Below are 25,412 nucleotides of genomic sequence, written 5' to 3' on the forward strand. Positions count from 1 at the left end.
GACTTGCATGTATTAGGCACGCCGCCAGCGTTCGTCCTGAGCCAGGATCAAACTCTCCATAAAAGTAGTTTGACTTGCTCATTTGCACACCGAATGTGCTTGTTTCAAATTCCTTCATTAAAGAAGAAATGTTTTGACGTACTGGTTGGTTCGTTCAGTTTTCAAAGATCAAATGTTGTCGGCCGTTTGAAAACAGCGACTCAATCATCTTAACATGTGTTGCTTTTTCGTGTCAACAACTTTTTTTCATTAAGTTGAGAAAGTGTTTCGCTGTCGTTTTTAGCGACATTTACTAGATTATCACGGTGAGCTGTTAGTGTCAACAACTTTTTTGTGATTTGTTTTAGCGCTTCTCAGCACCATGCCGCTCTCTTAAAGCGACAAGTAATAATTTATCACGCAACGTTATTGAAGTCAATAACTTTTTTGCTGTTTTCTCACGGAGTCTCTCGTTCCGCTCAGCCGCTCTTAATGCGACGTTTAATAATATAGCACGCTTGTTTTAGAACGGTCAATGGTTTTTATAAAAAAAGTCCTCTTCCTTTAATAAATTGATGGAAGAGGACTTTCAACTATAAATGGTCGGGTTGTTCTACAGGCTTATAGGTGCGGTGGAAAATCTGCGGTCCCTTCGTTTCCTGGGGGATCACCTCGATGGCTCCGTGCTCAACGAGATACTCGATCATCGAGGATAGATCCAGTATATATTCCTGAATTTCCGGATGGACTTTCAATTCGCCGAATGACCACGGCTCTTCTCTGTCGTTCATCAAGTCCAGCAAATGCCGGGCGCTGGAACGGGCTCGCTTGCTGATGGAATGTTCAACGGCCAGGACCATTAGCTGGATCCGTTTTTCCGTCGGCTCCCCACTCTCAATTAACTCCTGATAGAGTTTATAGATTTCAGGCTCAATCCGTTTCACCTGATTCCATACGGTGACTTCCGGATGAAAACCTTTCTCTATAATGGACAACCGGGCCAAATAATGGAGCGAGCTCACCATTCTGCTGTAGGAATCCAAATATTGTTCAGAATCATAAAGATCCTTGGATTCACTGTAACTGCGTATCAGTTTGGCGAATTCTATCGCTTTCTTCAGGCTGCGGTTTTTTTGAGGAAACTCTCGAAGGTGCTCTTTCATTAAAGTCACATATTCATTTCTTTCAAAGATGATGCTTCCATTAATCACCCATTCCACCGCCCGCCGGTAGGAGCTGGTGTCAATCCAGTGATGGAGGAGGGTTTCATCCACAATATGCATTGCTGCTGATTTGTTCTCAAATTCATAGTGCTTCACATACCACAGTTCTTCTGCATCCCGTACGATAATGAAGAGAATCACATCAAAGTTATCCGTGACCGGACTGATTGGTTTGTTCTTTTCCAGGATCAGGATCCCCAGGGTACTGCTCTGGCTGGCTCTTTCCTGATAAATCGGGCGTAATAAATCTTCCATTGTCTTTCCCCCATATTCAATTTCCCTTTCCTGTGTTAATTCGCTACGATGCGCCAAAATCCTTTTTCCGTATTGTATTTGTTCCTAGAAAAATATGCTATACTACGTGGTAGATAAGTAAGGAGGGAGCCTTAGTGGCGTTAAAATACAGCAGTAAAATCAACAAGATCCGTTCTTTTGCTTTCTGGCTGATTTTTCTCGGTATCGGAGTCATGTACATCGGCCTGTTGTTCAAGGACATCGTCTGGCTTATGGCAACGTTCATGATTTTAGGGATGGGCTTTGTCGGACTAAGCACCGTCGTTTACTTCTGGATCGGCATGCTCTCCACCAGGACCATCCAGATCATCTGTCCTTCATGCGAGAAACCGACCAAGATGCTCGGACGGGTCGACGCCTGCATGCATTGTGACCAGCCGCTGACGATGGACAAGTCCCTGGAAGGTAAAGATTTCGATGAGAAGTACAATAAGAAGAAATACCGAAACGAAAAGGCTCCTACACAGTCCTGAGCCGTCCGGACCCGTTATCCACGGGTCTTTTTTTTGTATCCATTCATAAAAAATGCCATAAAAAAACTGAAAGCGCAGGGCTTTCAGTTTAGTGGGCCATTTCTGATTGACATTTGGAACACGTTCCATAGACTTCCATACGATGATGGCTTACGTCAAATCCCGTCACCTGTTCAGCTAATGATTCAACTTCGTTAAGGCTTGGATAGTGGAAATCCACGATTTTTCCGCAGTTGTTGCAGATCGCATGGTAGTGGTCACTCGTATTACAGTCGAACCGGCTTGAGGAGTCTCCATAAGTAAGCTCCCGGACCAATCCGATATCCTTGAACACGCGCAGGTTGTTATAAACAGTGGCCACACTCATGTTTGGGAATTTACTTTCCAGCGCTTTGTATATTTCATCAGCTGTAGGGTGGGTCATTGCATTAAGCAGGAATTCAAGCACCGCATGACGCTGTGGAGTGATTCGGACGCCGGATGATTTCAATGTATCAATCGCATCCTGGAGTCGATGATCAGACACGGTCATGCACCTCGCTTTCATAAAATGATTCTTGATTTATAAAATTATTACATTAGAATGCTTACAATTAGTGTAACCTTTCCGTAAACCGGTTGTCAATATGGAAGCCCGCATTCCACGTTGGATTACACATCGGGATGGAGGGGTGTTTCCTTTCCGCTCAGCTTCTTATTCACATATCTGGCCGCAACAAACAGGAAATCCGATAAGCGGTTCAGATAGGACACAACTAGCGGGTTGTTCAGTTCATCCTCCAGCGTAACGGCCAGTCGTTCTGCTCTGCGCACAACGGTACGGGACAGATGGAGGGCGGCTGACGCTTCATGCCCTGATGGTAGTATGAAATTCTTCAACGGGTCAAGTTCCTGGTCCCACGTATCAATCTGCTGTTCAAGGTCTTCAATATGCTCCTGCTTCAGCTTCCAAGTGACATCCTTCCCCTTGGGTGTAGCAAGCTCCGCCCCTACATGAAAGAGAATCGTCTGGATTTTCTCCATCGTCTGCATGAAAGCTGCCTTATCCGTCCAGTCTTCCTTCCTTAGATGACTGAGCGCAACGCCTATGGTTGAATTAGCCTCATCACACGTTCCGTAGGCCTCCACTCTTACATCATTCTTTGCGACACGCTGGCCGTAAATCAAGGAAGTCTGCCCCTTATCACCGGATCTTGTATAAATACGCATCTCAATACCCCCGTTCTGGATCAATAATATTTCTCAACTCACCGTCTCCGTTCAGGAACACCTCAAGGTTTTCTTCAAAAATGGCAAAGCCGCGCGGCACATAATGAGGAGAAATGCCTGAGATATGCGGCGTGACCGTCACATTTTCCTCTCCCCAGAATGGATGAGCCTCCGGAAGCGGCTCTTCTTCAAACACATCAAGTACGGCATGGGCGATTTCATCGGTGGTGACAGCATCCATAATGACGTCAGCCGGAACAAGATCCCCTCTTCCCATGTTCAAAAAGACCGCATGATCAGGCATGGCAGCAAAATGGGCGTGAGTCAGCATGCCCCTCGTCTCTTCGGTGCTCGGCAGGACAGCAACCATAAAATCAGCTTTCGGCAGGATCAGGTGGATGTCGGAAATCGGGTACACCTGGTCAAAATGCACCTTCGGCCGTCCGGACTTGGACAGGCCGATCGTTGTCATCCCGAAAGCTCCGGCAAGGCGGGCCGTTTCCTGAGCGATGGCCCCTGTGCCGAGCAGCACCATCGTGCGTTCACTGATTTCATTCATCTCAGCTCTCCGGCTCCATTCCCGCTTCTGTTCCTGCTTCATCAGCGTCTTGGCTTTTCTTGCCACCTGCAGCAGCATGGATATCGCGTACTCCGCCATCGGCTTGGCATGAATGCCGCGGACGTTGGTCACAAGGATGCCGCGCTTTTTGATTTCGTCAAAAGGCATCCGGTCCATGCCTGCCGACAAGACCATGATCCATTTCAATTTCTTAGCGACCTGGATTTTCTCTTCATCCAGATCCTCCCCGTATGTAATGAACACATCGGCTTCTGCTAAATAATGCTGCGCCTCATGCATCCCGTGACAGAAAACGAAATCCACCTCGTCAAAACGACGGCTCAAATGAATCCGGATTGATTCCGGAACCCTTTTAATAGCTGAAACAATCTTCATCGTGTCCCCTCCATCCTCTTTTTCTTTATCTTAGCTTATAAAGAAACCATAGTCACCTATGGACTATGGTTTCAAGCTGTTCTTATTGAAGGTTTTCACGGATGTATTGAAGAGCCGCTTCCACGTGGCCCTCTACTTTCACTTTGCGGAACTCCTCAGCAAGGTTCCCCTCTTTATCAATGATGAAAGTGGAGCGCTCGATGCCGTAATACTCCTTGCCGAAGTTTTTCTTCAGCTTCCATACGCCAAACTCCTCGGAAACCTTGTGGTCTTCATCTGCAAGAAGCATAAACGGAAGATCATGCTTGTTAATGAATTTCTCATGAGAATCAACCGGGTCCGGGCTGACACCAAGAATGACAGCGTCCAGATCTTCGAAACTTTCATGATGATCACGGAAGTCACAGGCTTCTGTCGTGCACCCCGGCGTCATATCTTTCGGATAAAAGTACAGGACGACGTTCTTTCCTTTGTAATCAGACAAAGAAACGGATTCCCCATTACTTGCCGGCAGTGTGAAATCTTCCACTTGCTTTCCTTTTTCTATAGACATATAAGCACCCTCCTTAAAGATATCTATCCTCTAGGGTACCTTACTCAGAAGGAAACTTCCAATCTCAGTCTCTTTTTTTGTTCGTCTGCCATACTTTGGCGGCAAGAGCCGCGGGAAGCGTGTAACCGATCATAGCCTCTAGAATCGCCAGCCACTTCCCCACCCCTACAGGCAGCATATCTCCATAGCCGACGGTAAATAATGTGACACCGCTGAAATAGATACTACGTATGAATTCTTCGATCCATGATACCCGCCTGGAAGGGATGCCTGTCCGGTATACATCCACCCCTTCCAGAATCAGCACCGTATATATGAGGCCGAAGCCAATCATCACGATGGTGTACAGAAGCATCACGGCAATGAACAGCTGACTCGAAAAAATTTTATGCTCGATTTCCAGGGAGTGAAAGATCTGCCGGAGACTCGCCCCCATCAGAAGCAGTAAAAGGATGCTGACGATAATCGTAACCATAGCGTGCTCCTTCTTATCATCCAGGTGGACATGGGTGACAGGCTTTACTTTTTCTTATGTCTTTTCCGAGATGGATATGCCTTCGGTGCTCGAAGATATTTGCTGAAAAACGGGCGGATGCACAGCCCGCTTTTCAGGGAAAGGCATAAGATACAGTAAACCGTGGAAAGGGGGAATTGTAATGGGTTACGGATATGGCGGAGGCTTTGCGCTGATCGTTGTTCTTTTCATCCTTCTAATTATCGTTGGTGCAGCGTTCGTATACTAAGAAGAACATCAACTGATGGGATGACCATAAACCAGTGTATATTCCTCATGGGTGCGACCGGACAGCTGCATAGGTTCGTATTGAAACACAGAGAAAGACCGGCCTGCTGAGTCAGGACGGTCTTTTTCTATCTTGTGACATGGACAAACATGCTACAATGAGAAAGTGAAACAGTTGTTAGGAGGTATAGCATGAACATTCCACGTTCAGAACAATTATATAAAGAAGCCGAAGCACACATCGTCGGCGGGGTGAACTCTCCTTCACGCGCCTATAAAGGTGTCGGGGGTGGGACACCGGTCTATATGGACAAAGCGCAAGGCTCCCGTTTCTATGATGTCGACGGCAACGAATACATCGATTACCTTGGTGCCTACGGGCCGATCATCACCGGACATGCCCACCCGCATATTACGGAGGCGATCACGAAGGCAGCACAGAACGGCGTCCTGTACGGGACACCGACGGTTCTCGAAAACCGGTTTGCTAAAATGTTGAAAGATGCCATCCCTTCCCTTGATAAAGTCCGGTTTGTAAACTCCGGAACGGAAGCGGTCATGACGACGATCCGTGTCGCGCGGGCATACACCGGCCGGAATAAAATCATTAAATTCGCCGGCTGCTACCACGGTCACTCCGACCTTGTCCTCGTCGCCGCTGGATCCGGACCTTCCACACTTGGTACACCGGATTCTGCAGGAGTACCGTCATCGATCGCCCAGGATGTCATTACCGTTCCATTCAACGACATTGAACCGTTCAAGGAAGCACTCCGCAAGTATGGCGATGAAATTGCAGGGGTCCTTGTTGAACCGATCGTCGGCAACTTCGGAATTGTTGAGCCAAATCCTGGTTTCCTGGAAGCTGTGAATGAGCTGACCCATGAAGCAGGCGCGCTTGTCATCTATGATGAAGTCATCACGGCCTTCCGCTTTACATATGGAAGCGCCCAGCAGTTGTTGAACATCGAACCGGACATGACCGCGATGGGTAAAATCATCGGCGGCGGGCTGCCGATCGGTGCCTATGGCGGACGGGCCGACATCATGGAACAGGTCGCACCGCTCGGACCGGCTTATCAGGCAGGAACCATGGCTGGTAACCCCGCGTCCATGTCAGCAGGAATCGCCTGTCTGGAAATCCTTCAACAGGAAGGTGTGTACGACGAGATGGACCGCCTCGGTCAAAAACTCGAAGAAGGTATCCTCCAGCACGCGGAACAAGCAGGCGTACAGATACAAATCAACCGCCTGAAAGGAGCCTTAACGGTTTACTTTACAGATGAAAAGGTAGAAAACTACGAGCAGGCGGAAAACACAAATGGAGAACGGTTTGCCCGTTTCTTCAAATTGATGCTTGCTGAGGGCATCAACCTTGCTCCATCTAAATATGAAGCCTGGTTCTTAACGACCGCTCATACGGACGAAGATATCGATCAGACACTCGAAGCGGTTGAGAAGACATTCAAGATTATGGCCGCTGAATAAGCACCATCCCCTTCTTCCTAGATAAGAAGGGGATTTTTTTATGGAAAGGGAGTTGCTTATCCTGATATTCCATGCTATTATATATTTATAATTCTGAATATTCCCACGAATTATGATCTTTGTTTCATTTCTTTCCCTTTTCATAGGAACCAGCTCTTGGGACTGGTTCCCCTTGGGCTTATGCTGTTTTCACGCATAAGCCTTTTTCTTTTGTTCTTCCTGCCCTATTATCATGTATAATGATGGCAGTCCTCCTTAATCGAGGAGTTTCCATGTAAAAAGGATGATGCTTGTATGAAACTGGGCGCACGGATGATGAAGACAGGTCTTGCGGTCGGGATAGCTCTTTATTTCGGACACTTGATCGGATTCATCTCCCCATTACTCGCTGCCATTGCTGTTGTTTTTTCCATTCAGCCTTCGATTTACCGTTCCTATCAATCGATTATTGAACAACTTCAGGGGAACATCATCGGGGCCATGATTGCCATTGTTGCCGTATTCACCCTTGGCAATGACCCATTTGTCGTCGGCTTTGCGATTATCCTCGTCATCGGAGTCACATCGACGATGAAGATGAACGAAAATACGATATCTCTTGCGGTCGTAGCGGTCATCGCCTTGATGGATGCCACCGACCAGACCTTTCTTTACTTCGCTGGCTCACGACTCGCATCCATGATTCTCGGTATTCTGGCCGCTTTCATCGTGAACCTCGTCTTCCTGCCTCCAAGGTATGAAACACGATTGTTCACCAAAATCGACAGCGCCACCAATGATATTCTACAGTGGCTCCGCGTGACAACGAGGCAGTTGTCGGACGAGCCCGCTTTAAAATATGAAATTACGAGGATTCAGGATGACATGCGCTGGGTGGATCACACGTACCTGCTGTATTCAGAGGAACGGACCTACTTCAAGGGCAGCCGATTTTCCAAAGGAAGGAAAATGGTGCTCTTCCGACAGTTGATTACGACGACGAAAAAATCTTTCGATGTCCTGAAGGCCTTTTACAGGCTGGACCATAAGATCGAGCAGATCCCGGAGGATTTCCAGGACGCCGTCGTTCAGGAACTGGATAAGCTGATCAATGCCCACGAGAAACTGGTGTTGAGCTTGAAAGGAAGAATAAAACGAACGCACAAGCAGTCTCTCAGGCGGATCGAGGAACCGGATATTCCTTTATTGGTCGAGCGGCTGATGCATGTGTATGAAGAAAGCAACAATCCCGATAAGCTCGTTTTCCTTCCCCTCGCCTCGCAGCTGATGGAATACCATTATCAGCTTGAGCGGTTGAAGAGACTGTTGAAAAGTTACCAGAACCACCACCAGGGTGACTTCATCCAGACATCAGACAAATAGGAAAGAAGGTACCGCTAACGCGGACTTTAGACGGCCGGGAAGATTTCCGGCCGTCTTTTTTTGTCAGGTTCACTAAAAAAGGATGTTCTCCAGTGGTTTATTAGAGAAGATGATGTTCTGAGACACATATGTTGGGAAGTTACGCCTTCGGGTACAGTCAGTTGAGACCATAAACTTTTTTTAAAGACACAAAAAAGGCATCCGCCCATGCGGATGCCTTCTTTTACGTATTGGAATAGGTGGCTGGTTCATCCAGTTCCTGAACTTGATAAAGATCATAATAATGACCTTTCTTCCTCATTAACTCGTGGTGGGGGCCGACTTCAACGATTTCTCCGTTCTCAATGAGAACAATCCGATCCGCATGCGTGATTGTTGATAAGCGGTGGGCAACAATGAATGTCGTCCGCGATGATGCAAGACGTTCCAGCGCCCCTTGGATGAGATGCTCACTTTCCAGGTCAAGCGCACTCGTCGCTTCATCGAGCACTAACAGCGGTGGGTTTTTCAGGAAGACACGCGCAATCGCGACGCGCTGCTTCTGTCCTCCGGAAAGCTTCACTCCACGCTCACCGACGAGGGTGTCGTACCCGTTAGGAAGATCCATAATGAAGTCATGAGCATTGGCTGCCTTGGCCGCTTCGAACATTTCCTCATCTGTCGCATCAGGGTTTCCCATCCGGATGTTCATCGCAATGGATTCACTGAACAAAATATTGTCCTGCAGCACCATCCCGATTTTATCACGGAGCGAACGAGCCTGAACTTCTCGGATATCCGTGCCATCCAACAGGATTTTCCCTGCTGTCACGTCGTAAAACCTTGGAATCAAGCTGATCAGTGTAGACTTACCACCTCCACTCATTCCGACAAAGGCGATCGTCTCTCCTTTTTGGATATGCAGATCGATATCCTTCAGCACGAGCGGATCTTCTTCATCATAACGGAAGGAAACGCCCTCCAGGCGCACATCACCTTCTACATGCTCCAGCTTCTTGGCCCCGGGTTCATCGACAATGTCATATTCCTCATCGACAAATTCAAAGACACGGTCCATGGAAGCAATCGACTGGGTCAGGACAGTGGCTGAGTTCACAAGTCTCCTCAGCGGATTGTACACACGGTCCATGTAGCCAATGAACGCGACCATCGTACCGACCGTCAACGAGCCGGTAATGACCTGGTAGCCGGCAAAGGTAATGACGAGCAGTGGAGCCAGATCCGTAATCGTGTTCGTCACGGTATACGTGTACGCATTCCAATTGGTGTGCGTAATCGCCTTATCCAGGAAGTTTTTGTTTTTCGTACCGAACTGGGCCTGCTCATGGTCTTCCAAAGCAAAACTCCGAGTGACCGGAACTCCCTGCACGCGTTCATGCAGATGCCCCTGGACTTCAGCAAGGGCCTGGGAACGATCGCGCGTCAACTGGCGGAGACGAGCGTAAAAGTATTTGACCGCAAACCCGTAAAACGGGAATAAAGCAATCGCTACAAGCGTGAGCCATGGGTCCATCGTCAGCATGATAATAACCGCAACAACAATCGTGATCATATCGAGCCAGATGTTCATCAGGCCTGTGATGACAAACGTCTTCGTCTGTTCGACGTCATGAATGACACGAGAAATGATCTCTCCCGTCTTTGTCCTGGAATAAAACCGCAGACTAAGACGCTGGATATGATCGAACAGCTTTTCACGGATATCATAGAGGATGTGGCTTCCGATCCACTGGGCGAGATACTGGCGGATATATTCCACCGGCGGTCTCAGCACGAGGAAAACGAAGAGCGCTCCGCCCATCAGCCAGAGCAGCTGATCCATTTTTTCCGACTGGGCCATCTGATCTGCATTAATGATGTCATCAATGACATATTTCGTTATCAACGGCATCAGCAGTGGAATGGAGAATTTAATGATTCCAATAAGAACGGTTAAAATTATTTTTCCTTTATACGGTTTGACAAACTTCAAGTACCTCTTGATGCTGTCCAAAAAATCACCTGCTTCCTTTCACCTGAACAACAAGAGAAGCGCACTCCTTAGAAGTGCGCATCCACTCATTATCTATACGTTAAATATCTTTCGTACCACTGATCAATAAACTCCGGCGAGAAAGGTCCCTTTCTCTGCCTGATCCATCTAAGTAAAATATCCACATTGTTATACAGAATACGGTCCAGCACGTGAGGATAGTTCATTCTTCTCTTATGAACTTCATACTCGTCCTCATCTAAAATCTTGTACGTCATATCCGGAAACACCTTCACATCGAGATCATAATCGATGTACTTGATGGTTCCGTCCTCATAGATGAAGGGAGAGCTGATATTACAGTAATAGTACACGCCGTCTGTCCGAATCATCCCGATGACGTTGAACCAGTACTTGGAATGGAAATAACAGATGGCAGGCTCTCTGGTCACCCAGCGGCGGCCATCGCTTTCTGTGACGGTCGTCCGGTCATTGGCACCAATGATGACATGCCTCGTTCCTTTTAATATCGTTGTACTTTCCCAAACACGGTGTAAATGCCCATTATGCTTATAGCTTTGAATTTCAATCCGCTTCCCTGCTTCCGGGCCGGGCATAAGATCCCCCCTTCCCTTTCTTTACCGTTTCACCTTCTGTCTATTATAACGACAAACGAAAGCGAATGAAAACAATTACTCTGAAAAGTATGCCGGACGCTCCTTTCTTTTTTCAAGAGAACGGGGAGGGGATTCAAGATGGACCATTATATAGGAAGAAATAGAAAAAAGAGCCGCCCGTTGCCGGGACGGCTCTTACTCATGGGAGATTGCAACAGGCTAATCAAACAGCCCGGCCAACCTGCCAAAGATTCAGGTTACTTTTTCTTCGCCTGAGATTTTTGGTTCTGCTCGATTACGTGCTGTGCATCTGTCTGCTTGGCAAACTCAGCGCCGTATTGGGAATTCCCTTGAGCAGCTTGTTGGTTTTGTTGTTTTACGTGATTAACATCCGTACCAGCTGCTGTTTTGTTTTGTTTCGGTTGCTTAGCCATGTGTATCACCTCCGCAAAAATTATTGTGTACAGCGAGCCTCTGTTTCATTCCTCATCGATCGAAATTTTTCACAAAAAAAAGAGCGGCCCTTGATGGGACGCTCTTTTCTGATGCTTTGATTAGTTGGCAAGACGCTTCGTACCGATATAGCGGCTTCCCCAGTAGTTGCTGGAAAGGGAGCTGATTTCCACGCCGTTCGTAGAACCTGTGTGGATGAACTTGCCGTTTCCAAGGTAGATTCCTGCGTGAGACGCACCAGGCTTGTACGTTTCAAAGAAGACGATGTCTCCAACCTGGCGCTGGGAATCACTGACAGACTGCATACGGCTGTCTGCATAAATGGTAGCTACTGTACGTGGAATGCTTACGCCTTCCTGTGCGAATACGTAGTTAAGGAATCCACTGCAGTCAAAACCGGATGGGGTGCTTCCTGCCCATACATATGGTGTACCGATGTGCTTTTTCGCTTCTGCAACCAGTCCATCTACAAATCCAGAGTTTGAACCTGAAGAACTCGTGGTAGATGTATGACTAGAGGATGAAGAGGAAGATGAAGAAGACGATGTGGACGCCTCACCACTTACCTTCAACTTCTGACCTACATAAATCGTTGTACCGGACAAGCCGTTCAGGCTCTTAAGGCTGGACACGGATGTTCCGTACTCGTATGCAATAACAGAAAGGGAATCACCGCTCTGAACGGTATATGTGCTTGTTGACTTAGATGAAGAAGAGCTTGAGCTGCTGGAAGAAGTAGACTTACTGGAGCTGGAAGAACTTCCAGAAAGAGAAAGCTTCTGTCCAGGATGGATAACATCACTGGAAATATTATTTATGCTCTTCAACTTAGAAACAGACATGCCGTGGTTTACTGCAATCGCCCAAAGGGAATCACCACTTTTAACAGTGTACGATCCACTTCCGGAATTGGAAGACGACGTTGATTTCTGTGAAGATGATGCATCTTTTTCAACAATCAAACTCTGACCAACGTAAATCATGCTGGAATTCAGACCATTCCATGATTTGATTTCTGAAACAGATCCGTCATACTGCCTGCTCAAATCCCAGATTGTATCCCCGGATTTAACCTTGTGCAATTCATCCGCAAAAACTGAAGTTCCCATAACAGATGCCCCAAGCAAAGCTCCACTGACCGCCGTAACCAATTTTTTCTTATTCATGTATTCTTTACTCTCCCCTATGTATGAATTGTTATAATTGTGCAATCAAATAACCTAAATCCCATTATTCATAAAAGACAATTGTTTGTAAATACTCCAAAACTTCTACAAATACCAACAAAGCCAGTCGAACCCTTTGATACCAAGGTTTTCCACACTTCGTTACATTTACTTTACAGGTTTGTTACATGTGTATTTGTCGAATTTTGTTTGTATGAGCAGGACAATTGTACATACATTAAGGAGGAAAAGGAGGCTGTTCTTTTATGTATGTTGGAAGAGATTTAGCTGGATTGACGATGGAACCCAAACAAAACTGGGAAGAAAAAGAGCTGGGGTATTTTCATACATCCCTGTCGCAGGCCGCGCCCTATCTGAATGCAGAAGGTGTCACGCTGCTCAGGGAAATCAACAAAGAAATAGAGCGCCGCGGCGGTCTGGAAGCAAAGGAAGCTTCCTGGACCAGCGGCACTCATACAGTTACGGACTAATATACGGATGGGCTTTTTGATGGGACACGGGAAATGGATGATCAAGCATGGCTTCACGGGTGACAAACCTGGCCCGCTCATGATCGAGATGGCCGCTTTTCACAACGGCTCTGACCACATCCATTTCCCAGATCAAATGGGAAAACACATGACGGACATGATCCACCTTTTCCCCGAGTTCTACCTTCAGACCATACTCCCCGTACACCCAGACCGGTACGGATTCCTGATCCACATCTTCCAGTGGAACCATCGGATACTGCCACAGCGAGGCTAGAAGCCCTTCTCCGGGGCGCTGCTCAATCAATACCTCACCTTGGTCATTTTCAATTAAAAGCAGCAGGTAAGGGATTTTTTTCTGTTTTTTCTTCGACGCTTTAATAGGGAGTACGGTTTCGGCTCCTTTTTCAAAGGCGCTGCAGTGATCCTGCACCGGACAAAGCATACAGGACGGTGTCTTCGGTGTGCAGATAAGGGCACCAAGCTCCATCAGACCCTGATTGAAGGCGGATGGATCCTCTTTGGAGATCAAGTGCCGGACGAGTTCTTCAAACAGCTTTCTTGTGCTCTGCTTACTGATATCATCCTCTACATAAAGAATACGGGAAAGCACCCGCATCACATTTCCATCGACGGCCGGCTCCGGTGTGTCATAAGCTATACTCAAGATCGCCCCTTTCGTATAGGGTCCGACGCCTTTCAGTTTCCCAAGTTCATCCGGGTCACTCGGTACTACCCCGTCATAGGATTCGACAACTTCCCTGACAGCGTTTTGCAAATTTCGAGCACGGGAATAGTAACCTAACCCCTCCCATGCCTTTAAAACCTCCTGCTCATCGGCTTCGGCTAAGGCTTCGGGGCTTGGGAATCTGCTCATAAAATGGTTAAAATAAGGAATAACCGTATCAACACGGGTCTGTTGGAGCATAATTTCTGATACCCAGACTCTGTATGGGTCCTGATTTTCCCGCCAGGGCAGGATTCTCTGCTCTTTTTTAAACCAGGATATAAGATCATCTCTAAAAGCATTTACATTGGTATGATTCAATAGGAAGGGAACTCTTTCTTTCGGTTTCACTGGAAACACCTTTCTTATTTAACGTTTTCGTCACCCAAAAAGGAGGTTTGTACGTTGGATACTGGTACTCATGTGGTCATGGGTGTCGCTCTTGGCGGTATCGCTACGCTTGACCCAGCCGTAAGCTCTGATCCGGCTTTATTCAATGCTGTCCTGATCGGCACGCTCGTCGGGTCACAGGCACCGGACATTGACACCGTTCTGAAACTAAAAAACAATGCCGTTTACATCCGCCATCACCGTGGAATTACCCACTCCATTCCGGCGGTCCTTTTATGGGGAATCAGTATCCCCGGCATCATATACTTATTTAACCCGGAGGTCAACTTTCTGCATTTGTGGCTGTGGAGCTTTTTAGCGGTCATTCTTCACGTATTCGTAGACATCTTCAACGCCTACGGGACCCAGGCCTACCGTCCGATTACGAAACGCTGGGTCGCTTATGGCTTCATCAACACCTTCGACCCTTATATTTTCATTCTGCATATCGCCGGGATCGTCGCTTGGAACCTTGGGGCTTCACCCGGAATGATGTGGCTGATCATTTACGGAGTCATTGCCATTTATTACGTGAAACGATATTTCGATAAACGGGAACTCGTCCGCCTCATTCATGAAAATGTGGACGGAGTGACTCAGATTGCCACCTCCCCCACCATCAAGCAGAATATATGGCGGATTGCCATTACGACTCCGGAACATTATTACGTAGGAAGGGCCGAAAACGGACATTTGAAAATTCTGGACAGATTCGTGAATAAACCGATTGATTACGATGATCCGGTCGTTCAAAAAGCATTAACCGACCAGAACATCAAAGCCTTTCTGTCCTTTTCACCCGTCTACCGCTATGAATTAAGCTACTTTGACGAATATACAGAAGTCCGTTTCATCGATCTGCGCTACCGCTCCCGCGGACGTTATCCTTTTGTAGCTGTTGCGCAGATTGATGATGAGCATGGAGACCACTTGAAGATTCTCAATTCCTATACCGGCTGGGTGTTCACAGAGGAAAAACTGCAGAATAAACTCAGTCCGATGGAATCGAAGTCGTAATGAAAAAAAACCTCTTTGAAGAGAGGCCACTGAAAGAATGAGGATTTGTTAAGGCTAAAGTTTTAAAAAAGCGGATGGTATGGATAAAATATTCCATGCCATCCGCTTTTTTTATATTTATGTGGCTTTTCGTTGTACAAGAAAAAAAGGGATTTTCTTTTATAAATCAAAGTCAAATCACTTTTTAAAGATGGGACACCGTTGATTTCACGAGAAGCGTTCGATGGTGACGCCTGCGGGAACAGCGCGAGCCGAAGACCCACTTGGTCAAGTGATCTTCTTGACCAAGTTAGCTGAGGCCGTGCCCGCGGCAAGCATCCATCGACAAGCAATTCGTGAGAATCAACAACTTTAAACCACTTCTCCTGATTAGGAAGGAGTTTTCAGCGGCCTCCTTTGAACGGGCTCCCTTTTTAATGCAGATCCCCTTTTTTCTCAAGCATTTTCTTGTATTTCGAATTGGTGGCTGCGAACTCATGAAGCCTTGGTCCGTAATTTTGGATCCACTGCGTCACAATCTGTTCCGTCACTTTCTTTCCTTCGTATTCACGACCTGCCTTCGCCCGTGTCGTTTCGAAATCTTCCCACAGAAGCTCGACCCATGTAAGGGCCTCTTCCATTGTCAAATGTTCGTTCTTCTTATATAGGGTTTCAGCCAGACGCTGATAAATTTCATTCATGGTACCACTCCGTCTCTGCCATAGTTTACCCTTTATTATAACACATCACAGGCAGCAGGCGGGGTATACTAAGCCTGCCTCTTCCCGGAGGCATAGGAGGGTGACGAATGCGTAACAAGGCCAAAAATTTCCCGAATGTTCATATGACCCACGCACCGGATGATCAGAGTGAATACTCGAACAAGCGTCCGAACGGAACGATCAACAATAAGCCGCAGGAACGCGCGGCCCGATCGAGACACCGTGATGTTAACGACACAGGGAGGAATTACCATGGGTAAGCGTAATTTCAAAGCCGCTCCGGCTTCTCATTCCCACCGAAGCTCAAAGCACATGAGCCGACGTGTGAATGGTGAAACAGAGCAGACGCAGGCGAACCAGATCACTGAAATTCAAATGAGAAAAAGAAACTAAAGAAACCAGGTACCTTATGTACCCGGTTCAGACTGTCGAGAATTCCTCGACAGTCTTTTTTAACTGAGGCTGTACCGTTTCTGTGAATGCGTGGTTCACCTGGTATTTAAAAGGCGCTGATAAAGGAAAAGCATCCTTTACCAGCGCCTTTTTGTAAATATGTCTACTCCCTGCGCATGATGGCGGGGAGCGTTCGGTGGTAACGCCTGCGGGAACAGCACGATCCGAAGATCCAATTGGTCAGGCGATCTTCTTGACCAAATCAGCTGAGGCCGTTCCCACGGCAGTCATCCACCGATAAGCAGAGCGGTGTACTCGATACTTTCTATTCCTGTACGTGACGGCCGAGCATGGAAATCGGCAGGGCCTCTTCTTCTGTACTCACCTTTTGACCATTATGCTTCCGATATCCCCAGGCAAAAATTCCGTTCATATATTCGATGAAGAAGGTATGCTCATAGTCTCCGTCCATTTCGTAGGTTTCCCCTGCTGAGAAATCGTCCGGATTCATCATATAGGCTTTAGCCATAATGATCTTCCGTTCATGGACAGCGTATTCATTGACCATGCCAAGCTGCTCCGCCTTCTGGGCTTTTTCTGTCAGCTCGGCTATTTCATCCCTTAACTCTCTCTCTGAATAGTCGCTGTATCTCCGTTCCATCCTTCTCCCCCTTATCTGTACTTTCTTTACATTCTAACAGGCTTTAGCGACAATGGATATATGTCAGGACAAGGAGGCTGATTTCATTGGCAAAGATTTGGATAACAGGTGCCGGAACAGGACTGGGAAGGGCTCTCGCCCACACCTATGCCCGGGAAGGAAACCACATTGTATTGAGTGGCAGGAAATACGAACCCTTAGCGGCTGTTCAGAGGGAAATTGAACAGAATAACGGACGCGCAGAGGTTATCGTCTGCGATATTACAACCCCTTCCTCCATCGCTTCGGCTGTAGAGAATATCGACCACGTCGATGTATTGATCAATAACGCTGGAACCGGCATTTTCGGAGAGCTGTCTTCCTACTCTGAGAACGATATAGAACAATTGCTGGGAACCAACGTCAAGGGGACGATCCTTATGACACAGGCAGCCCTTCCCCGTCTGCGGCAGTCTGAAGGCCGCGTGTTGAATATCATTTCCACAGCCGGCCTGCGCGGGAAAAAGAACGAAAGCATCTACTGCGCCAGTAAATTTGCTCTCAGAGGCTTCACAGAGAGTCTGCAGAAGGAATGGGAAGAAGAAAGCATCACAGCGACCGCTGTCTATATGGGCGGGATGAATACACCATTCTGGAACGATACCGACCACGTTCAACATCCGGAGAAGATGAAGAGCCCGGAAATCGCAGCAGATCAAATTTACAAAGAGGATGACGGCCGCACTGAAATTTTTGTTGACCGTTAAAAAACAGGCTCTGTTATTGCTTGGTGTTATTATGTAACATGTGAGCTCAGATCACCCCTTTCTTTCATGGGACTTGTATGAGGCGGCCTTGGGAATGACTCCCTTTCCGCGGGGTGCCGTGAGCCTCCTCAAAGGAAAGCGGACGGTTTTCCCTGCCATCCCATGCTCTGAATAAACAACGGACCGGACCCCTAATTCCAGACGGGGACGATTTAGTAATCGTTTAAACTATCAACAACAGATTTTAACAAAGCTGAAAAATAAAAAGACAGCCTGCCGGATCGGCAGGCTGTCTTTTTTATGAATTACTCACCAAGGTTTTCTTCTTTTGCTTTTGCAACAACAGCGTTTACTGCTTCTTCTTCGTCTGCACCTTCAGCAGAGAACGTGACTTCAGCGCCGTTTGGAATTCCAAGGGACATGACGCCCATGATGGATTTCATGTTAACGGACTTGCCATTGTACTCAAGGTTTACGTCAGATTCGAATCGGCCGGCTACTTGTACAAGTGCTGTGGCTGGACGTGCGTGTACACCGTCCGCAGATGTGATTTTCATTGTTTGTTGTGCCATGATACATTCTCCTTTTTATTCAGTGATTTCTACAATATCCGGCTGGTTATGATTCACTTCACCAGATGCTTTCAGGCTGACACTCTTGCCTTCCTGAAGGTTTGTAAAGATAATCGGTGTCACAATAGACGGAGCGTTTTCCTTAACGAAGTCCAGATCGACCTCCATTAACGCCTGTCCCTGCTTCACTTCGTCTCCTTCAGCTATTTTAGCTGTAAATCCTTCACCTTTCAATCCTACTGTATCAATTCCGATATGAAGCAGGATTTCCATGCCATTATCAGCTTCAAGGCCGATCGCATGTTTTGTAGGGAATACGTTCAACACTTTACCATTGATCGGTGATACCACTTTTCCGTCAACCGGCTCGATGGCAAAGCCGTCACCCATCATTTTACCAGAGAACACCTGATCCGGCACCTCTGTAATCGGCATGATTTTTCCTTTCAGCGGGCTGACAAACGAAAGCTCGCCTTCAGCAACAGGAGCTTCTGCCTGTTTCTGTTCATTCATAATTTCAGCTGCGTCTTCTTTGGAACGTGGTGTTTTACCATCAATGATGTCCTGCATTTGTCCACGCAGCGTATCAGAGACAGGGCCGAAGATAGCCTGGATGTTGTTTCCAACTTCCATGACCCCGGAAGCACCTAGTTTTTTCAGACGGTTTTTGTTGACATCATTTTTATCGTTTACAGAGACACGGAGTCTTGTGATACAAGCATCCAGGTGGTCGATGTTTTTCTGACCGCCCATCGCCTCAAGAATTTCAAATGGCAGGTCGCCCACTTCTCCATCCTCTTCTTCATCTTCTGCTTCGTCTTCACGGCCTGGAGTAGCCAGGTTGAACTTAAGGATCGCCCAGCGGAACCCGAAGTAGTAGATGACGGAGAAGATAAGTCCAACGATGATGACCCACCACCAGTCTGTACGGTTGGGAAGGACACCAAAGAGAATAAAGTCAATCAGACCACCGGAGAAGGTCTGTCCGATTTTCACCCCGAGGATCTCCATGATCATGAAGGAGAATCCGGCAAATACAGCGTGAATAGCGAAAAGGATCGGTGCTACGAACAAGAATGAGAATTCAATCGGTTCTGTAATCCCTGTAAGGAAAGAAGTCAGGGCAGCAGAAGCCATGATTCCTCCGACCACTTTTTTACGTTCCGGCTTCGCTGTGTGATAAATGGCAAGCGCTGCCGCGGGAAGACCGAACATCATGAACGGGAATTTACCGACCATGAAAGTACCGGCAGTAAAATCAACCCCATCTTTCAGCTGTTCGAAGAAAATTGTCTGGTCACCACGGATAATTTCACCGGCCGCGTTGGTGTAGGAACCAAACTCAAACCAGAATGGTGAATAGAAAATGTGGTGCAGACCAAATGGAATCATGGAACGCTCAATCAGGCCGAAGAAGAAAGCAGAGATGGTCTGGTTTCCTTCAAGCATCAGCTGGGAAAGAGCATTCAGACCGGCTTGTGCAAACGGCCATACCCAAAGCATAATCACACCTAGAATCAAGGACGTAAACGCCGTGATGATTGGAACGAAACGTTTACCGGCAAAGAATCCAAGGAACTGTGGCAGTTCTATATTGAAATACCGGTTGTACATCGATGCTGCTAATATACCGACGATAATACCTCCAAAGACTCCGGTCTGGAGCGTTGGTATACCGAGAACTTCCGCATAGGCGGGATCAGAGACCATGTCGGCATCAACATTACCGAGCACGCCCATAACAACGTTCATAATTAAGTAACCGATAATCGCAGCAAGACCTGCAACACCATCGCCTTTTGCAAGACCAATGGCAACACCTACAGCGAAAAGAAGCGGCAGGTTGGCAAAGACAATTCCACCAGCTTCAGCCATCACCTGGAGCAGTGTCTGCACCCACTCGGTACCGAAGAATGGAACTTTGTCGACAAAGCTGTCCTGTGCAAAACTTGTACCAAAAGCGAGAAGAATACCGGCTGCAGGCAGCAGGGCCACAGGGGTCATCAACGCTTTACCGACTTTTTGCAGTGTGCCGAAAGCATTCTTAAACATAAGTATTTCCTCCTTTTTGTTTGTGGCAGAAATGCCGGAGCAATCAAACTAAAACGGTTTCAGTCTTAAACAGATCATGACCATGTAGGAATAATGACTTGAAGCCGATCTGTTTATGGACATAAAAAAGGCATGAGCACAGCAGGCCAAAGTGGCATAAGGATAGACCTATCCCTATGATAACCACTTCCCCTGCATGTACTCATGCCTGATCGTGTCAGTAACACGTACGTTTTAGGATTTATGGGTTAAACGCTGCAGATGAATCGTCAGATAAACGGCTTCTGATTCATCTACGGGTTTATTCAGCTGTTTCTGCATCACTTTAATCAACTTCCAAGCAAGATTATAGCATACCGGGTACTCTTGTTTCAACATCTCAGCGAGACGAATTTCATCCCCTGCCGATTCCCCCTGGTAGACACGGTCGATTGCTCTGTGAAGGTGCTGGACAAGCCGGTGATAATCGACACTTTTTTTGTCGATTTCAACGTCCATGGTTTCCTCCACAATTCCTACAAGCCGGGTGATCAACTGGTTATGCCGGTTGATTTCCCGGAGCGTCTTATCCGTGACTGCACTATGAATATGCAGCGCAATAAAACCGGTTTCCCCTTCCGGAAAATGAATGCCCATCTGGTCGTAGATCATTGTCACCACTTCTGTCGCCACCTGGTATTCCTTCGGGTAAAGCGATTCGATTTCGAACAGGAAAGGATTGGTGAACTGCATTTCCTTTTTCGCCCTGTTGATGGCGAAAGCGATGTGGTCAGTCAGAGCCACGTGGATATGCTGGTTCAGCTCCTGCCCCATCCTCGCTTCAATATGATGCAGAATATCATTCATAAAATCGATCAGCGCTTCATCAATGTAAGGCAGCAGATTGACATACTGTTCCTTTTCCTGTTCATTGCTCAATAGAAAGGTTTTGTCGGCTTTATCGAAGGAGACGTCCTCCCCTGTGGACTTGTTAAAACCGATCCCTTTTCCGATCAGCACCACTTCCTCGTAGGACGGGTGGGCAGCAATGATGACGTTATTATTCAATACTTTTTTTATTGTTAATTGCTGTTCCATAACGGTCCCCCACTAACATCACACTAAAAGCGTTTTCAGTCATCTCATAACTTCTATCCTATAGTTGATTTGTATTTTTTACAAGAGGTTAAACTACGGGCAGGTATTCTCCTTTGTGTGTAAGCGATTACGTCGTGTACAATCATGAAGGTACTTGATAAATGCCAAAGGAAGGAGCATTTCCATGATCAAATTGTTTGTTACAGACCTTGATGGCACCCTGCTCGGTCAGGACCATTATATAAAGAATGAAGATGTAGACGCCTTAAAAAAGATGATCGACTACGGGACTCCGCTTGCCGTAGCATCCGGACGGATGGACCATGAAATCAGCGAGGTGCTGAAACGTGTAGGCGTCAACGGGCACCGCGTCAGCCAGAACGGTGCTTTCGTGTTTGACGATCAGAACAAGCCGGTCCTCGCAAAGACGTTCGACCCTGAGCTTGCCCGCCGGATTGTCAGTGAAATTGACGCCGAACCGATGGTTAAAACCGTATCGACAGCTGATGAAACCTTTACGAAGGAGCACAGCCACTGGATCGACCTCATTTCCGAGCAGATGTTCCATGACATCATCGTTAAGCCGGAGCTGAATGAGCTGATCGGTACAAAAGTGACCCCGTCCAAGATTACCCTGCACGGACAGGAAGCCGATGTCATCAAGGCTGCTGATAAAGTCGCAGGCACTTTCGGCGAAGAAATCGACAGCTTCATCTCCCATGAAACCTGCGTGGATATGATGCCTAAAAACATCAATAAGCAGAGTGGTTTGAAAAAGCTGATCGAAGGACTCGGGCTCGCGCCTGAAGAAATCGCCTGTGTCGGGGATTCCTTTAATGATGTAAGCATGTTTGAAATGACACCGCACAGCTACGTCATGTCCACAGCACGTGATGAAGTGAAAGCGAAAGCCGGTACGGTTGTCGATCATGTTCACGAAGCCATTGAAGACCTTGATAAAAAAGGCCTGCTCAGAAAACAAGAACAAGTAGTTGACGTTTAAGTCACCTGCTTGTTCTTTTTTCATGCTAGCTTTCTTCGATATATTCCTCCATGAACCTGTCAATGGAATCGAATGCAAACCCTTTTCGGTACAGGCCTGCTTTCACCTTCTGCTTCAGTTCATAGCCTTCCGCCTTGGAAGAATACTTCCGGAGCAGCTTCTCTCCCTGGTGAACGACCGCCTGCCACTCGGCATCCTCATTTTCCTCATCAGGGAGCTGTGTAAGCACCTCTTTGATGACATCTCCTGTAAAACCTTTCTGCATCAGCGTCTGCTGCACCTGTTGAACCTGCTGTTTATGAGACTTCCTGCCATCGTTCCTCATTTTCTTTTCCGCAAATTTCAAGGCTTTTTCAATCTGCTCGTCGAAAGAATAATGATGAAGCGCATCCGCTGCGGTCTGCGCATGGACCCCTTTTTCTATCAGTTCCTTTTTCACCATGAGCGGCCCTTTACTGGAAGTCGTCACCCTCGTCCGGACGAGGGAACGGGCGAATTCCTGATCATTCAGCAGCCGCTCGTTTTTTAACCGCTGGATGATTTCATCAATCTGCTCGGGATCGGTTTCCTTGTCCGTCAAATAATCACGGATTTCCTTTTCCGACCGCATTCGATAGCTTAAATAATTGATGGCAAGGGTATAGGATTTATGCAGGTTATCACTCTGAATCAGTGCCTGGACCGCGGCATCATCAAGCTCCATATTTTTCTGGAGGTTGTGCTTGATGAGGACATCTTCATCAACACTGAATCCGTATTCTTCTCCCTGGCCTTTATCCAGAAAAATATTGTACCGTGCCTTATTTTTTTTCTGCGTTGTAATTTTTGTCAGTTTAGCCATTCGCTTCACCCCAATGCGTTTATTTTACCACGACTCCACCTTATATACATGATAAAGGACCGGGGACAGCCTATCCATAGAACAGGAGGAATAGAAATGAAAATTGCCGTAACTGGTGGAACAGGATTTGTAGGACAGAAACTCGTACAATCGTTACAAGAGGAAGGTCATGACATCTACATACTGACCCGGAGTCCCGAAAAGCACCAAAACACAGATCAGGTCACTTATGTTGGATGGTTGAAGGAATCCTTCAACCCGGAAAAGAAACTGCCTGTGCTGGACGCCATTGTAAACCTGGCCGGTGAATCGTTGAACAGCGGATGGTGGACAGAGGAAAAGAAACAGTCCATCTTAAAGAGCCGGATCGAAGCCACCGAGGGCGTGCTTGACTTGATTGATGCCCTTCCTGAAAAGCCGGATGTACTCGTCAACGCATCAGCTGTCGGATTTTATGGACAATCCAAAACGAAAACGTTTACGGAAGAAACGACAAAAGCAGGGAACGATTTTCTTGCGAGTGTCGTCGTGGAATGGGAGGAAAGAGCGGCTAAAGCCAGGGAAAAAGGGGTGCGGACCGTTTATGTGCGCTTCGGAATTATCTTAGGTGAGGAAGGCGCCCTTCCTAAAATGGTCCTGCCTTACAAAATGATGCTCGGTGGAAACCTTGGCTCCGGCGAGCAGTGGATGTCCTGGATCCACGTCCAGGACGTTGTCGGCCTCATTCAATTTGCCCTCATTCACCCTGACCTGGAGGGGCCGTTGAATGGAACAGCTCCCAATCCGAAGCGAAACAAGGATTTCGGACAGACATTGGGGGATGTTCTCAACCGGCCGCACTGGCTCCCGGCTCCGGCCTTCGCATTGAAGGCGGCGCTTGGAGATATGAGCACCCTCTTGCTCGATGGTCAGGCCGTCATTCCGAAAAAAGCGCTACGCGAGGGGTACAGCTTCAAGTATCCCGAACTAGAGCCGGCTCTTGCCTCTATTTTGGAAAACTAGCAAAAAAAGGAACAAAGTCCCGGACTTTGTTCCTTTTTTTAGAGCCAACAGGACAGAATAACCGTATAATAAAAGTATAACTATTGGAAAGGCTGTATGTTTATGATGACTGTCATTAAGAATGTCCATATTCACCCGATCACCTCCCCTTCTATTCCGAATGGCTCTGTCCACGTTGTCGACGGAAAAATTCAGGATTATGGAGCGGACCTTCAAATTCCTGAACAAGCGGAATGCATTGATGGAAAAGGCATGGACTTGTATCCCGGCTTTATTGACGTCCACACCCACCTCGGATTATATGATGAAGGTACAGGCTGGGCAGGCAGTGATGCCAACGAAACGATTGAAGCCATTACTCCACATTTAAGAGCTATCGACGGCGCTCATCCGCTGGATCCTGCTTTCTTCAATGCGCGCAAAGCGGGTGTCACGACTGCCCACATTATGCCGGGGAGCGCCAACATGATCGGCGGAATGACGTCGGTTATCAAGACCGTTGGCCATACGATCAACCAAATGATTCTACGGCAGACGGCCGGACTGAAGCTGGCTCTCGGTGAAAACCCGAAACGCATTCACTCCCAGTCCAAAAATGCGTCCATTACGCGTCTTGGAATTATGGGGACGCTTCGGGAAACGTTCTATGCTGCCATGAAAGATCCCGACCCCGGCCTCCGTGTCCAGCCGATACTCAAAGCGCTCAATAAGGAAATCCCTGTCCGGATCCACGCACACAGAGCGGATGACATTGTTACAGCGCTCCGGTTTGCAGATGAGTTCGATCTCGATTTAAGAATCGAACACTGTACAGAAGGGCACCTGATTGCAGACGAGCTGGCCGGCCGTGATCTTCAGGTATCTGTCGGCCCCACCTTTACACGGGCGTCTAAAATTGAACTGCGCAATAAAACGTGGCAGACGTATAAAATTCTGCATGACTACGGCATTAAAGTATCGATTACGACCGATCATCCCTACACCCCTATCCAATACTTAAACATCTGTGCAGCCCTGGCGGCCAGAGAAGGAATGGAAATTGAGGATGCCCTCCGCGGCATTACCATTACTCCAGCGAAAAACCTTGGCGTGGATGACCGTGTCGGATCTATCGAAAAAGGCAAAGATGCCGACCTTGTCCTATGGAGCGGCCACCCTTTCGAGTATCTCTCCAAACCGATATGGACAATGATTGATGGGAAAATGGTTTACTATCAGGAATAACAAAACAAGCCTCCACCATAAGCGGGTGG

Annotated in this window: 29 protein-coding genes and 1 rRNA gene; 12 read left to right on the top strand and 18 right to left on the bottom strand. The window is 47.4% G+C overall.

The genetic code is table 11. The features are described from left to right. Together ACXAJH_RS12485 and ACXAJH_RS12490 are read right to left on the bottom strand one after the other, a co-directional pair. Positions 1 to 63, bottom strand: a 16S ribosomal RNA gene (locus tag ACXAJH_RS12485); the annotation flags it as partial. A 509-nt stretch (positions 64 to 572) separates the two neighbouring features. Continuing rightward, positions 573 to 1,457, bottom strand: coding sequence for a nucleotidyltransferase-like protein (locus ACXAJH_RS12490; RefSeq protein ID WP_474994137.1), 885 nt, complete (start codon positions 1,455 to 1,457; stop codon positions 573 to 575). Positions 1,458 to 1,591: 134 nt separating this feature from the next. Here ACXAJH_RS12490 and ACXAJH_RS12495 point away from each other — a divergent pair, with 134 nt between their 5' ends. Next, positions 1,592 to 1,969 carry a YgzB family protein gene (locus ACXAJH_RS12495; RefSeq protein WP_027956049.1) on the top strand — a complete coding sequence of 126 codons (378 nt, stop codon included), beginning with the start codon at positions 1,592 to 1,594 and terminating at the stop codon, positions 1,967 to 1,969. An 88-nt stretch (positions 1,970 to 2,057) separates the two neighbouring features. On the opposite strand, the gene perR is transcribed toward ACXAJH_RS12495, so the two are convergent. The 5 genes from perR to ACXAJH_RS12520 form a co-directional block, all read right to left on the bottom strand. Beyond that, positions 2,058 to 2,501, bottom strand: coding sequence for a peroxide-responsive transcriptional repressor PerR (gene perR / locus ACXAJH_RS12500; RefSeq protein WP_035532548.1), 444 nt, complete (start codon positions 2,499 to 2,501; stop codon positions 2,058 to 2,060). A 119-nt stretch (positions 2,502 to 2,620) separates the two neighbouring features. Further along, a complete protein-coding gene (locus ACXAJH_RS12505; protein ID WP_474967686.1) occupies positions 2,621 to 3,178 on the bottom strand; it encodes a cob(I)yrinic acid a,c-diamide adenosyltransferase in 558 nt (185 codons plus the stop codon). 1 nt (position 3,179) lies between these two features. Then, positions 3,180 to 4,133, bottom strand: a complete 954-nt coding sequence (locus tag ACXAJH_RS12510; protein WP_474967685.1) for a D-2-hydroxyacid dehydrogenase — start codon at positions 4,131 to 4,133, stop codon at positions 3,180 to 3,182. Positions 4,134 to 4,215: 82 nt separating this feature from the next. Further along, positions 4,216 to 4,686, bottom strand: coding sequence for a thioredoxin-dependent thiol peroxidase (gene bcp / locus ACXAJH_RS12515; RefSeq protein ID WP_027956053.1), 471 nt, complete (start codon positions 4,684 to 4,686; stop codon positions 4,216 to 4,218). A gap of 64 nt (positions 4,687 to 4,750) precedes the next feature. Further along, a complete protein-coding gene (locus ACXAJH_RS12520; RefSeq protein WP_474967684.1) occupies positions 4,751 to 5,161 on the bottom strand; it encodes a potassium channel family protein in 411 nt (136 codons plus the stop codon). Positions 5,162 to 5,342: 181 nt separating this feature from the next. Between ACXAJH_RS12520 and ACXAJH_RS12525 the strand changes: the two genes are divergently transcribed. The 3 genes from ACXAJH_RS12525 (at position 5,343) to ACXAJH_RS12535 (ending at position 8,278) form a co-directional block, all read left to right on the top strand. After that, positions 5,343 to 5,429: a YjcZ family sporulation protein gene (locus ACXAJH_RS12525; protein WP_079478425.1), complete on the top strand. Its 87-nt coding sequence runs from the start codon at positions 5,343 to 5,345 to the stop codon at positions 5,427 to 5,429. 191 nt (positions 5,430 to 5,620) lie between these two features. After that, complete coding sequence (locus ACXAJH_RS12530) at positions 5,621 to 6,916, top strand: glutamate-1-semialdehyde 2,1-aminomutase (RefSeq protein WP_474967683.1); 1,296 nt, start codon at positions 5,621 to 5,623, stop codon at positions 6,914 to 6,916. A gap of 294 nt (positions 6,917 to 7,210) precedes the next feature. Further along, complete coding sequence (locus ACXAJH_RS12535; protein WP_474967682.1) at positions 7,211 to 8,278, top strand: FUSC family protein; 1,068 nt, start codon at positions 7,211 to 7,213, stop codon at positions 8,276 to 8,278. A 223-nt stretch (positions 8,279 to 8,501) separates the two neighbouring features. On the opposite strand, the gene ACXAJH_RS12540 is transcribed toward ACXAJH_RS12535, so the two are convergent. From ACXAJH_RS12540 to ACXAJH_RS12555, 4 genes are all read right to left on the bottom strand, one after another. Further along, positions 8,502 to 10,271 carry an ABC transporter ATP-binding protein gene (locus ACXAJH_RS12540; protein ID WP_474967681.1) on the bottom strand — a complete coding sequence of 590 codons (1,770 nt, stop codon included), beginning with the start codon at positions 10,269 to 10,271 and terminating at the stop codon, positions 8,502 to 8,504. 68 nt (positions 10,272 to 10,339) lie between these two features. Next, on the bottom strand, positions 10,340 to 10,867 hold the full coding sequence (gene ntdP, locus ACXAJH_RS12545) for a nucleoside tri-diphosphate phosphatase (protein WP_027956058.1): 528 nt from the start codon (positions 10,865 to 10,867) through the stop codon (positions 10,340 to 10,342). 257 nt (positions 10,868 to 11,124) lie between these two features. Beyond that, on the bottom strand, positions 11,125 to 11,301 hold the full coding sequence (locus ACXAJH_RS12550) for a gamma-type small acid-soluble spore protein (RefSeq protein WP_474967680.1): 177 nt from the start codon (positions 11,299 to 11,301) through the stop codon (positions 11,125 to 11,127). A 120-nt stretch (positions 11,302 to 11,421) separates the two neighbouring features. Next, the gene (locus ACXAJH_RS12555; RefSeq protein ID WP_474994139.1) at positions 11,422 to 12,486 is read right to left on the bottom strand and encodes a C40 family peptidase; all 1,065 of its coding nucleotides are present in this window, start codon (positions 12,484 to 12,486) and stop codon (positions 11,422 to 11,424) included. A 266-nt stretch (positions 12,487 to 12,752) separates the two neighbouring features. On the opposite strand from ACXAJH_RS12555, the gene ACXAJH_RS12560 reads away from it, so the two are divergent. Further along, complete coding sequence (locus ACXAJH_RS12560) at positions 12,753 to 12,977, top strand: hypothetical protein (protein WP_027956061.1); 225 nt, start codon at positions 12,753 to 12,755, stop codon at positions 12,975 to 12,977. On the opposite strand, the gene mutY is transcribed toward ACXAJH_RS12560, so the two are convergent. Further along, entirely contained in the window at positions 12,967 to 14,055 is a 1,089-nt protein-coding gene (gene mutY / locus ACXAJH_RS12565; protein WP_474994141.1) for an A/G-specific adenine glycosylase, read from the bottom strand. The two genes, ACXAJH_RS12560 and mutY, sit on opposite strands and share 11 nt — an antisense overlap. A 54-nt stretch (positions 14,056 to 14,109) precedes the next feature. On the opposite strand from mutY, the gene ACXAJH_RS12570 reads away from it, so the two are divergent. Further along, positions 14,110 to 15,111 (top strand): metal-dependent hydrolase, encoded by a 1,002-nt coding sequence (locus tag ACXAJH_RS12570; protein WP_474967677.1) that lies wholly within the window; start codon positions 14,110 to 14,112, stop codon positions 15,109 to 15,111. Between the two features lie 413 nt (positions 15,112 to 15,524). Here the strand turns inward: ACXAJH_RS12570 and ACXAJH_RS12575 are convergent, their stop codons facing one another. Continuing rightward, on the bottom strand, positions 15,525 to 15,791 hold the full coding sequence (locus ACXAJH_RS12575) for a YfhJ family protein (protein WP_474967676.1): 267 nt from the start codon (positions 15,789 to 15,791) through the stop codon (positions 15,525 to 15,527). A 107-nt stretch (positions 15,792 to 15,898) separates the two neighbouring features. Between ACXAJH_RS12575 and sspK the strand changes: the two genes are divergently transcribed. Further along, positions 15,899 to 16,072 (top strand): small acid-soluble spore protein K, encoded by a 174-nt coding sequence (gene sspK, locus ACXAJH_RS12580; protein WP_084163184.1) that lies wholly within the window; start codon positions 15,899 to 15,901, stop codon positions 16,070 to 16,072. Next, entirely contained in the window at positions 16,065 to 16,205 is a 141-nt protein-coding gene (locus ACXAJH_RS12585; RefSeq protein WP_160838703.1) for a YpzG family protein, read from the top strand. Before sspK ends, ACXAJH_RS12585 begins: the two co-directional genes overlap by 8 nt. Before the next feature lie 325 nt (positions 16,206 to 16,530). Here the strand turns inward: ACXAJH_RS12585 and ACXAJH_RS12590 are convergent, their stop codons facing one another. Further along, positions 16,531 to 16,866 carry a YfhH family protein gene (locus ACXAJH_RS12590; RefSeq protein ID WP_474994143.1) on the bottom strand — a complete coding sequence of 112 codons (336 nt, stop codon included), beginning with the start codon at positions 16,864 to 16,866 and terminating at the stop codon, positions 16,531 to 16,533. A gap of 86 nt (positions 16,867 to 16,952) precedes the next feature. On the opposite strand from ACXAJH_RS12590, the gene ACXAJH_RS12595 reads away from it, so the two are divergent. After that, positions 16,953 to 17,612, top strand: coding sequence for an SDR family NAD(P)-dependent oxidoreductase (locus tag ACXAJH_RS12595; protein WP_474967674.1), 660 nt, complete (start codon positions 16,953 to 16,955; stop codon positions 17,610 to 17,612). 305 nt (positions 17,613 to 17,917) lie between these two features. On the opposite strand, the gene ACXAJH_RS12600 is transcribed toward ACXAJH_RS12595, so the two are convergent. The 3 genes from ACXAJH_RS12600 to glcT all read right to left on the bottom strand — a co-directional run bounded on the left by ACXAJH_RS12600 (position 17,918) and on the right by glcT (position 21,313). After that, positions 17,918 to 18,184 carry a phosphocarrier protein HPr gene (locus tag ACXAJH_RS12600; RefSeq protein ID WP_474967673.1) on the bottom strand — a complete coding sequence of 89 codons (267 nt, stop codon included), beginning with the start codon at positions 18,182 to 18,184 and terminating at the stop codon, positions 17,918 to 17,920. Positions 18,185 to 18,199: 15 nt separating this feature from the next. Then, positions 18,200 to 20,236: a glucose-specific PTS transporter subunit IIBC gene (gene ptsG, locus ACXAJH_RS12605; RefSeq protein ID WP_474994145.1), complete on the bottom strand. Its 2,037-nt coding sequence runs from the start codon at positions 20,234 to 20,236 to the stop codon at positions 18,200 to 18,202. A 234-nt stretch (positions 20,237 to 20,470) separates the two neighbouring features. After that, positions 20,471 to 21,313 (bottom strand): glucose PTS transporter transcription antiterminator GlcT, encoded by an 843-nt coding sequence (gene glcT / locus ACXAJH_RS12610; RefSeq protein WP_474991268.1) that lies wholly within the window; start codon positions 21,311 to 21,313, stop codon positions 20,471 to 20,473. 184 nt (positions 21,314 to 21,497) lie between these two features. On the opposite strand from glcT, the gene ACXAJH_RS12615 reads away from it, so the two are divergent. After that, on the top strand, positions 21,498 to 22,316 hold the full coding sequence (locus tag ACXAJH_RS12615; protein ID WP_474991267.1) for an HAD family hydrolase: 819 nt from the start codon (positions 21,498 to 21,500) through the stop codon (positions 22,314 to 22,316). Between the two features lie 25 nt (positions 22,317 to 22,341). Here the strand turns inward: ACXAJH_RS12615 and recX are convergent, their stop codons facing one another. Continuing rightward, positions 22,342 to 23,157 (bottom strand): recombination regulator RecX, encoded by an 816-nt coding sequence (gene recX, locus ACXAJH_RS12620; RefSeq protein WP_474991266.1) that lies wholly within the window; start codon positions 23,155 to 23,157, stop codon positions 22,342 to 22,344. A 96-nt stretch (positions 23,158 to 23,253) separates the two neighbouring features. On the opposite strand from recX, the gene ACXAJH_RS12625 reads away from it, so the two are divergent. After that, positions 23,254 to 24,159, top strand: coding sequence for a TIGR01777 family oxidoreductase (locus tag ACXAJH_RS12625; RefSeq protein ID WP_474994147.1), 906 nt, complete (start codon positions 23,254 to 23,256; stop codon positions 24,157 to 24,159). A 102-nt stretch (positions 24,160 to 24,261) separates the two neighbouring features. Next, positions 24,262 to 25,383 carry an amidohydrolase gene (locus ACXAJH_RS12630; RefSeq protein WP_474967667.1) on the top strand — a complete coding sequence of 374 codons (1,122 nt, stop codon included), beginning with the start codon at positions 24,262 to 24,264 and terminating at the stop codon, positions 25,381 to 25,383. The last annotated feature ends 29 nt before the right edge of the window (positions 25,384 to 25,412 follow it).

Source organism: Halobacillus sp. ABD4_316, from assembly GCF_056161385.1.

Excerpts from the sequence above, each read along its gene's own strand:
- ACXAJH_RS12490 (WP_474994137.1), bottom strand. The coding sequence starts at position 1,457 with ATGGAAGATTTATTACGCCCGATTTATCAGGAAAGAGCCAGCCAGAGC.
- perR (WP_035532548.1), bottom strand. The coding sequence starts at position 2,501 with ATGACCGTGTCTGATCATCGACTCCAGGATGCGATTGATACATTGAAA.
- ACXAJH_RS12505 (WP_474967686.1), bottom strand. The coding sequence starts at position 3,178 with ATGCGTATTTATACAAGATCCGGTGATAAGGGGCAGACTTCCTTGATT.
- ACXAJH_RS12510 (WP_474967685.1), bottom strand. The coding sequence starts at position 4,133 with ATGAAGATTGTTTCAGCTATTAAAAGGGTTCCGGAATCAATCCGGATT.
- bcp (WP_027956053.1), bottom strand. The coding sequence starts at position 4,686 with ATGTCTATAGAAAAAGGAAAGCAAGTGGAAGATTTCACACTGCCGGCA.
- ACXAJH_RS12520 (WP_474967684.1), bottom strand. The coding sequence starts at position 5,161 with ATGGTTACGATTATCGTCAGCATCCTTTTACTGCTTCTGATGGGGGCG.
- ACXAJH_RS12525 (WP_079478425.1), top strand. The coding sequence starts at position 5,343 with ATGGGTTACGGATATGGCGGAGGCTTTGCGCTGATCGTTGTTCTTTTC.
- ACXAJH_RS12530 (WP_474967683.1), top strand. The coding sequence starts at position 5,621 with ATGAACATTCCACGTTCAGAACAATTATATAAAGAAGCCGAAGCACAC.
- ACXAJH_RS12535 (WP_474967682.1), top strand. The coding sequence starts at position 7,211 with ATGAAACTGGGCGCACGGATGATGAAGACAGGTCTTGCGGTCGGGATA.
- ntdP (WP_027956058.1), bottom strand. The coding sequence starts at position 10,867 with ATGCCCGGCCCGGAAGCAGGGAAGCGGATTGAAATTCAAAGCTATAAG.
- ACXAJH_RS12550 (WP_474967680.1), bottom strand. The coding sequence starts at position 11,301 with ATGGCTAAGCAACCGAAACAAAACAAAACAGCAGCTGGTACGGATGTT.
- ACXAJH_RS12555 (WP_474994139.1), bottom strand. The coding sequence starts at position 12,486 with ATGAATAAGAAAAAATTGGTTACGGCGGTCAGTGGAGCTTTGCTTGGG.
- ACXAJH_RS12560 (WP_027956061.1), top strand. The coding sequence starts at position 12,753 with ATGTATGTTGGAAGAGATTTAGCTGGATTGACGATGGAACCCAAACAA.
- ACXAJH_RS12575 (WP_474967676.1), bottom strand. The coding sequence starts at position 15,791 with ATGAATGAAATTTATCAGCGTCTGGCTGAAACCCTATATAAGAAGAAC.
- sspK (WP_084163184.1), top strand. The coding sequence starts at position 15,899 with ATGCGTAACAAGGCCAAAAATTTCCCGAATGTTCATATGACCCACGCA.
- ACXAJH_RS12585 (WP_160838703.1), top strand. The coding sequence starts at position 16,065 with ATGGGTAAGCGTAATTTCAAAGCCGCTCCGGCTTCTCATTCCCACCGA.
- ACXAJH_RS12590 (WP_474994143.1), bottom strand. The coding sequence starts at position 16,866 with ATGGAACGGAGATACAGCGACTATTCAGAGAGAGAGTTAAGGGATGAA.
- ACXAJH_RS12600 (WP_474967673.1), bottom strand. The coding sequence starts at position 18,184 with ATGGCACAACAAACAATGAAAATCACATCTGCGGACGGTGTACACGCA.
- ptsG (WP_474994145.1), bottom strand. The coding sequence starts at position 20,236 with ATGTTTAAGAATGCTTTCGGCACACTGCAAAAAGTCGGTAAAGCGTTG.
- glcT (WP_474991268.1), bottom strand. The coding sequence starts at position 21,313 with ATGGAACAGCAATTAACAATAAAAAAAGTATTGAATAATAACGTCATC.
- ACXAJH_RS12615 (WP_474991267.1), top strand. The coding sequence starts at position 21,498 with ATGATCAAATTGTTTGTTACAGACCTTGATGGCACCCTGCTCGGTCAG.
- recX (WP_474991266.1), bottom strand. The coding sequence starts at position 23,157 with ATGGCTAAACTGACAAAAATTACAACGCAGAAAAAAAATAAGGCACGG.
- ACXAJH_RS12625 (WP_474994147.1), top strand. The coding sequence starts at position 23,254 with ATGAAAATTGCCGTAACTGGTGGAACAGGATTTGTAGGACAGAAACTC.
- ACXAJH_RS12630 (WP_474967667.1), top strand. The coding sequence starts at position 24,262 with ATGATGACTGTCATTAAGAATGTCCATATTCACCCGATCACCTCCCCT.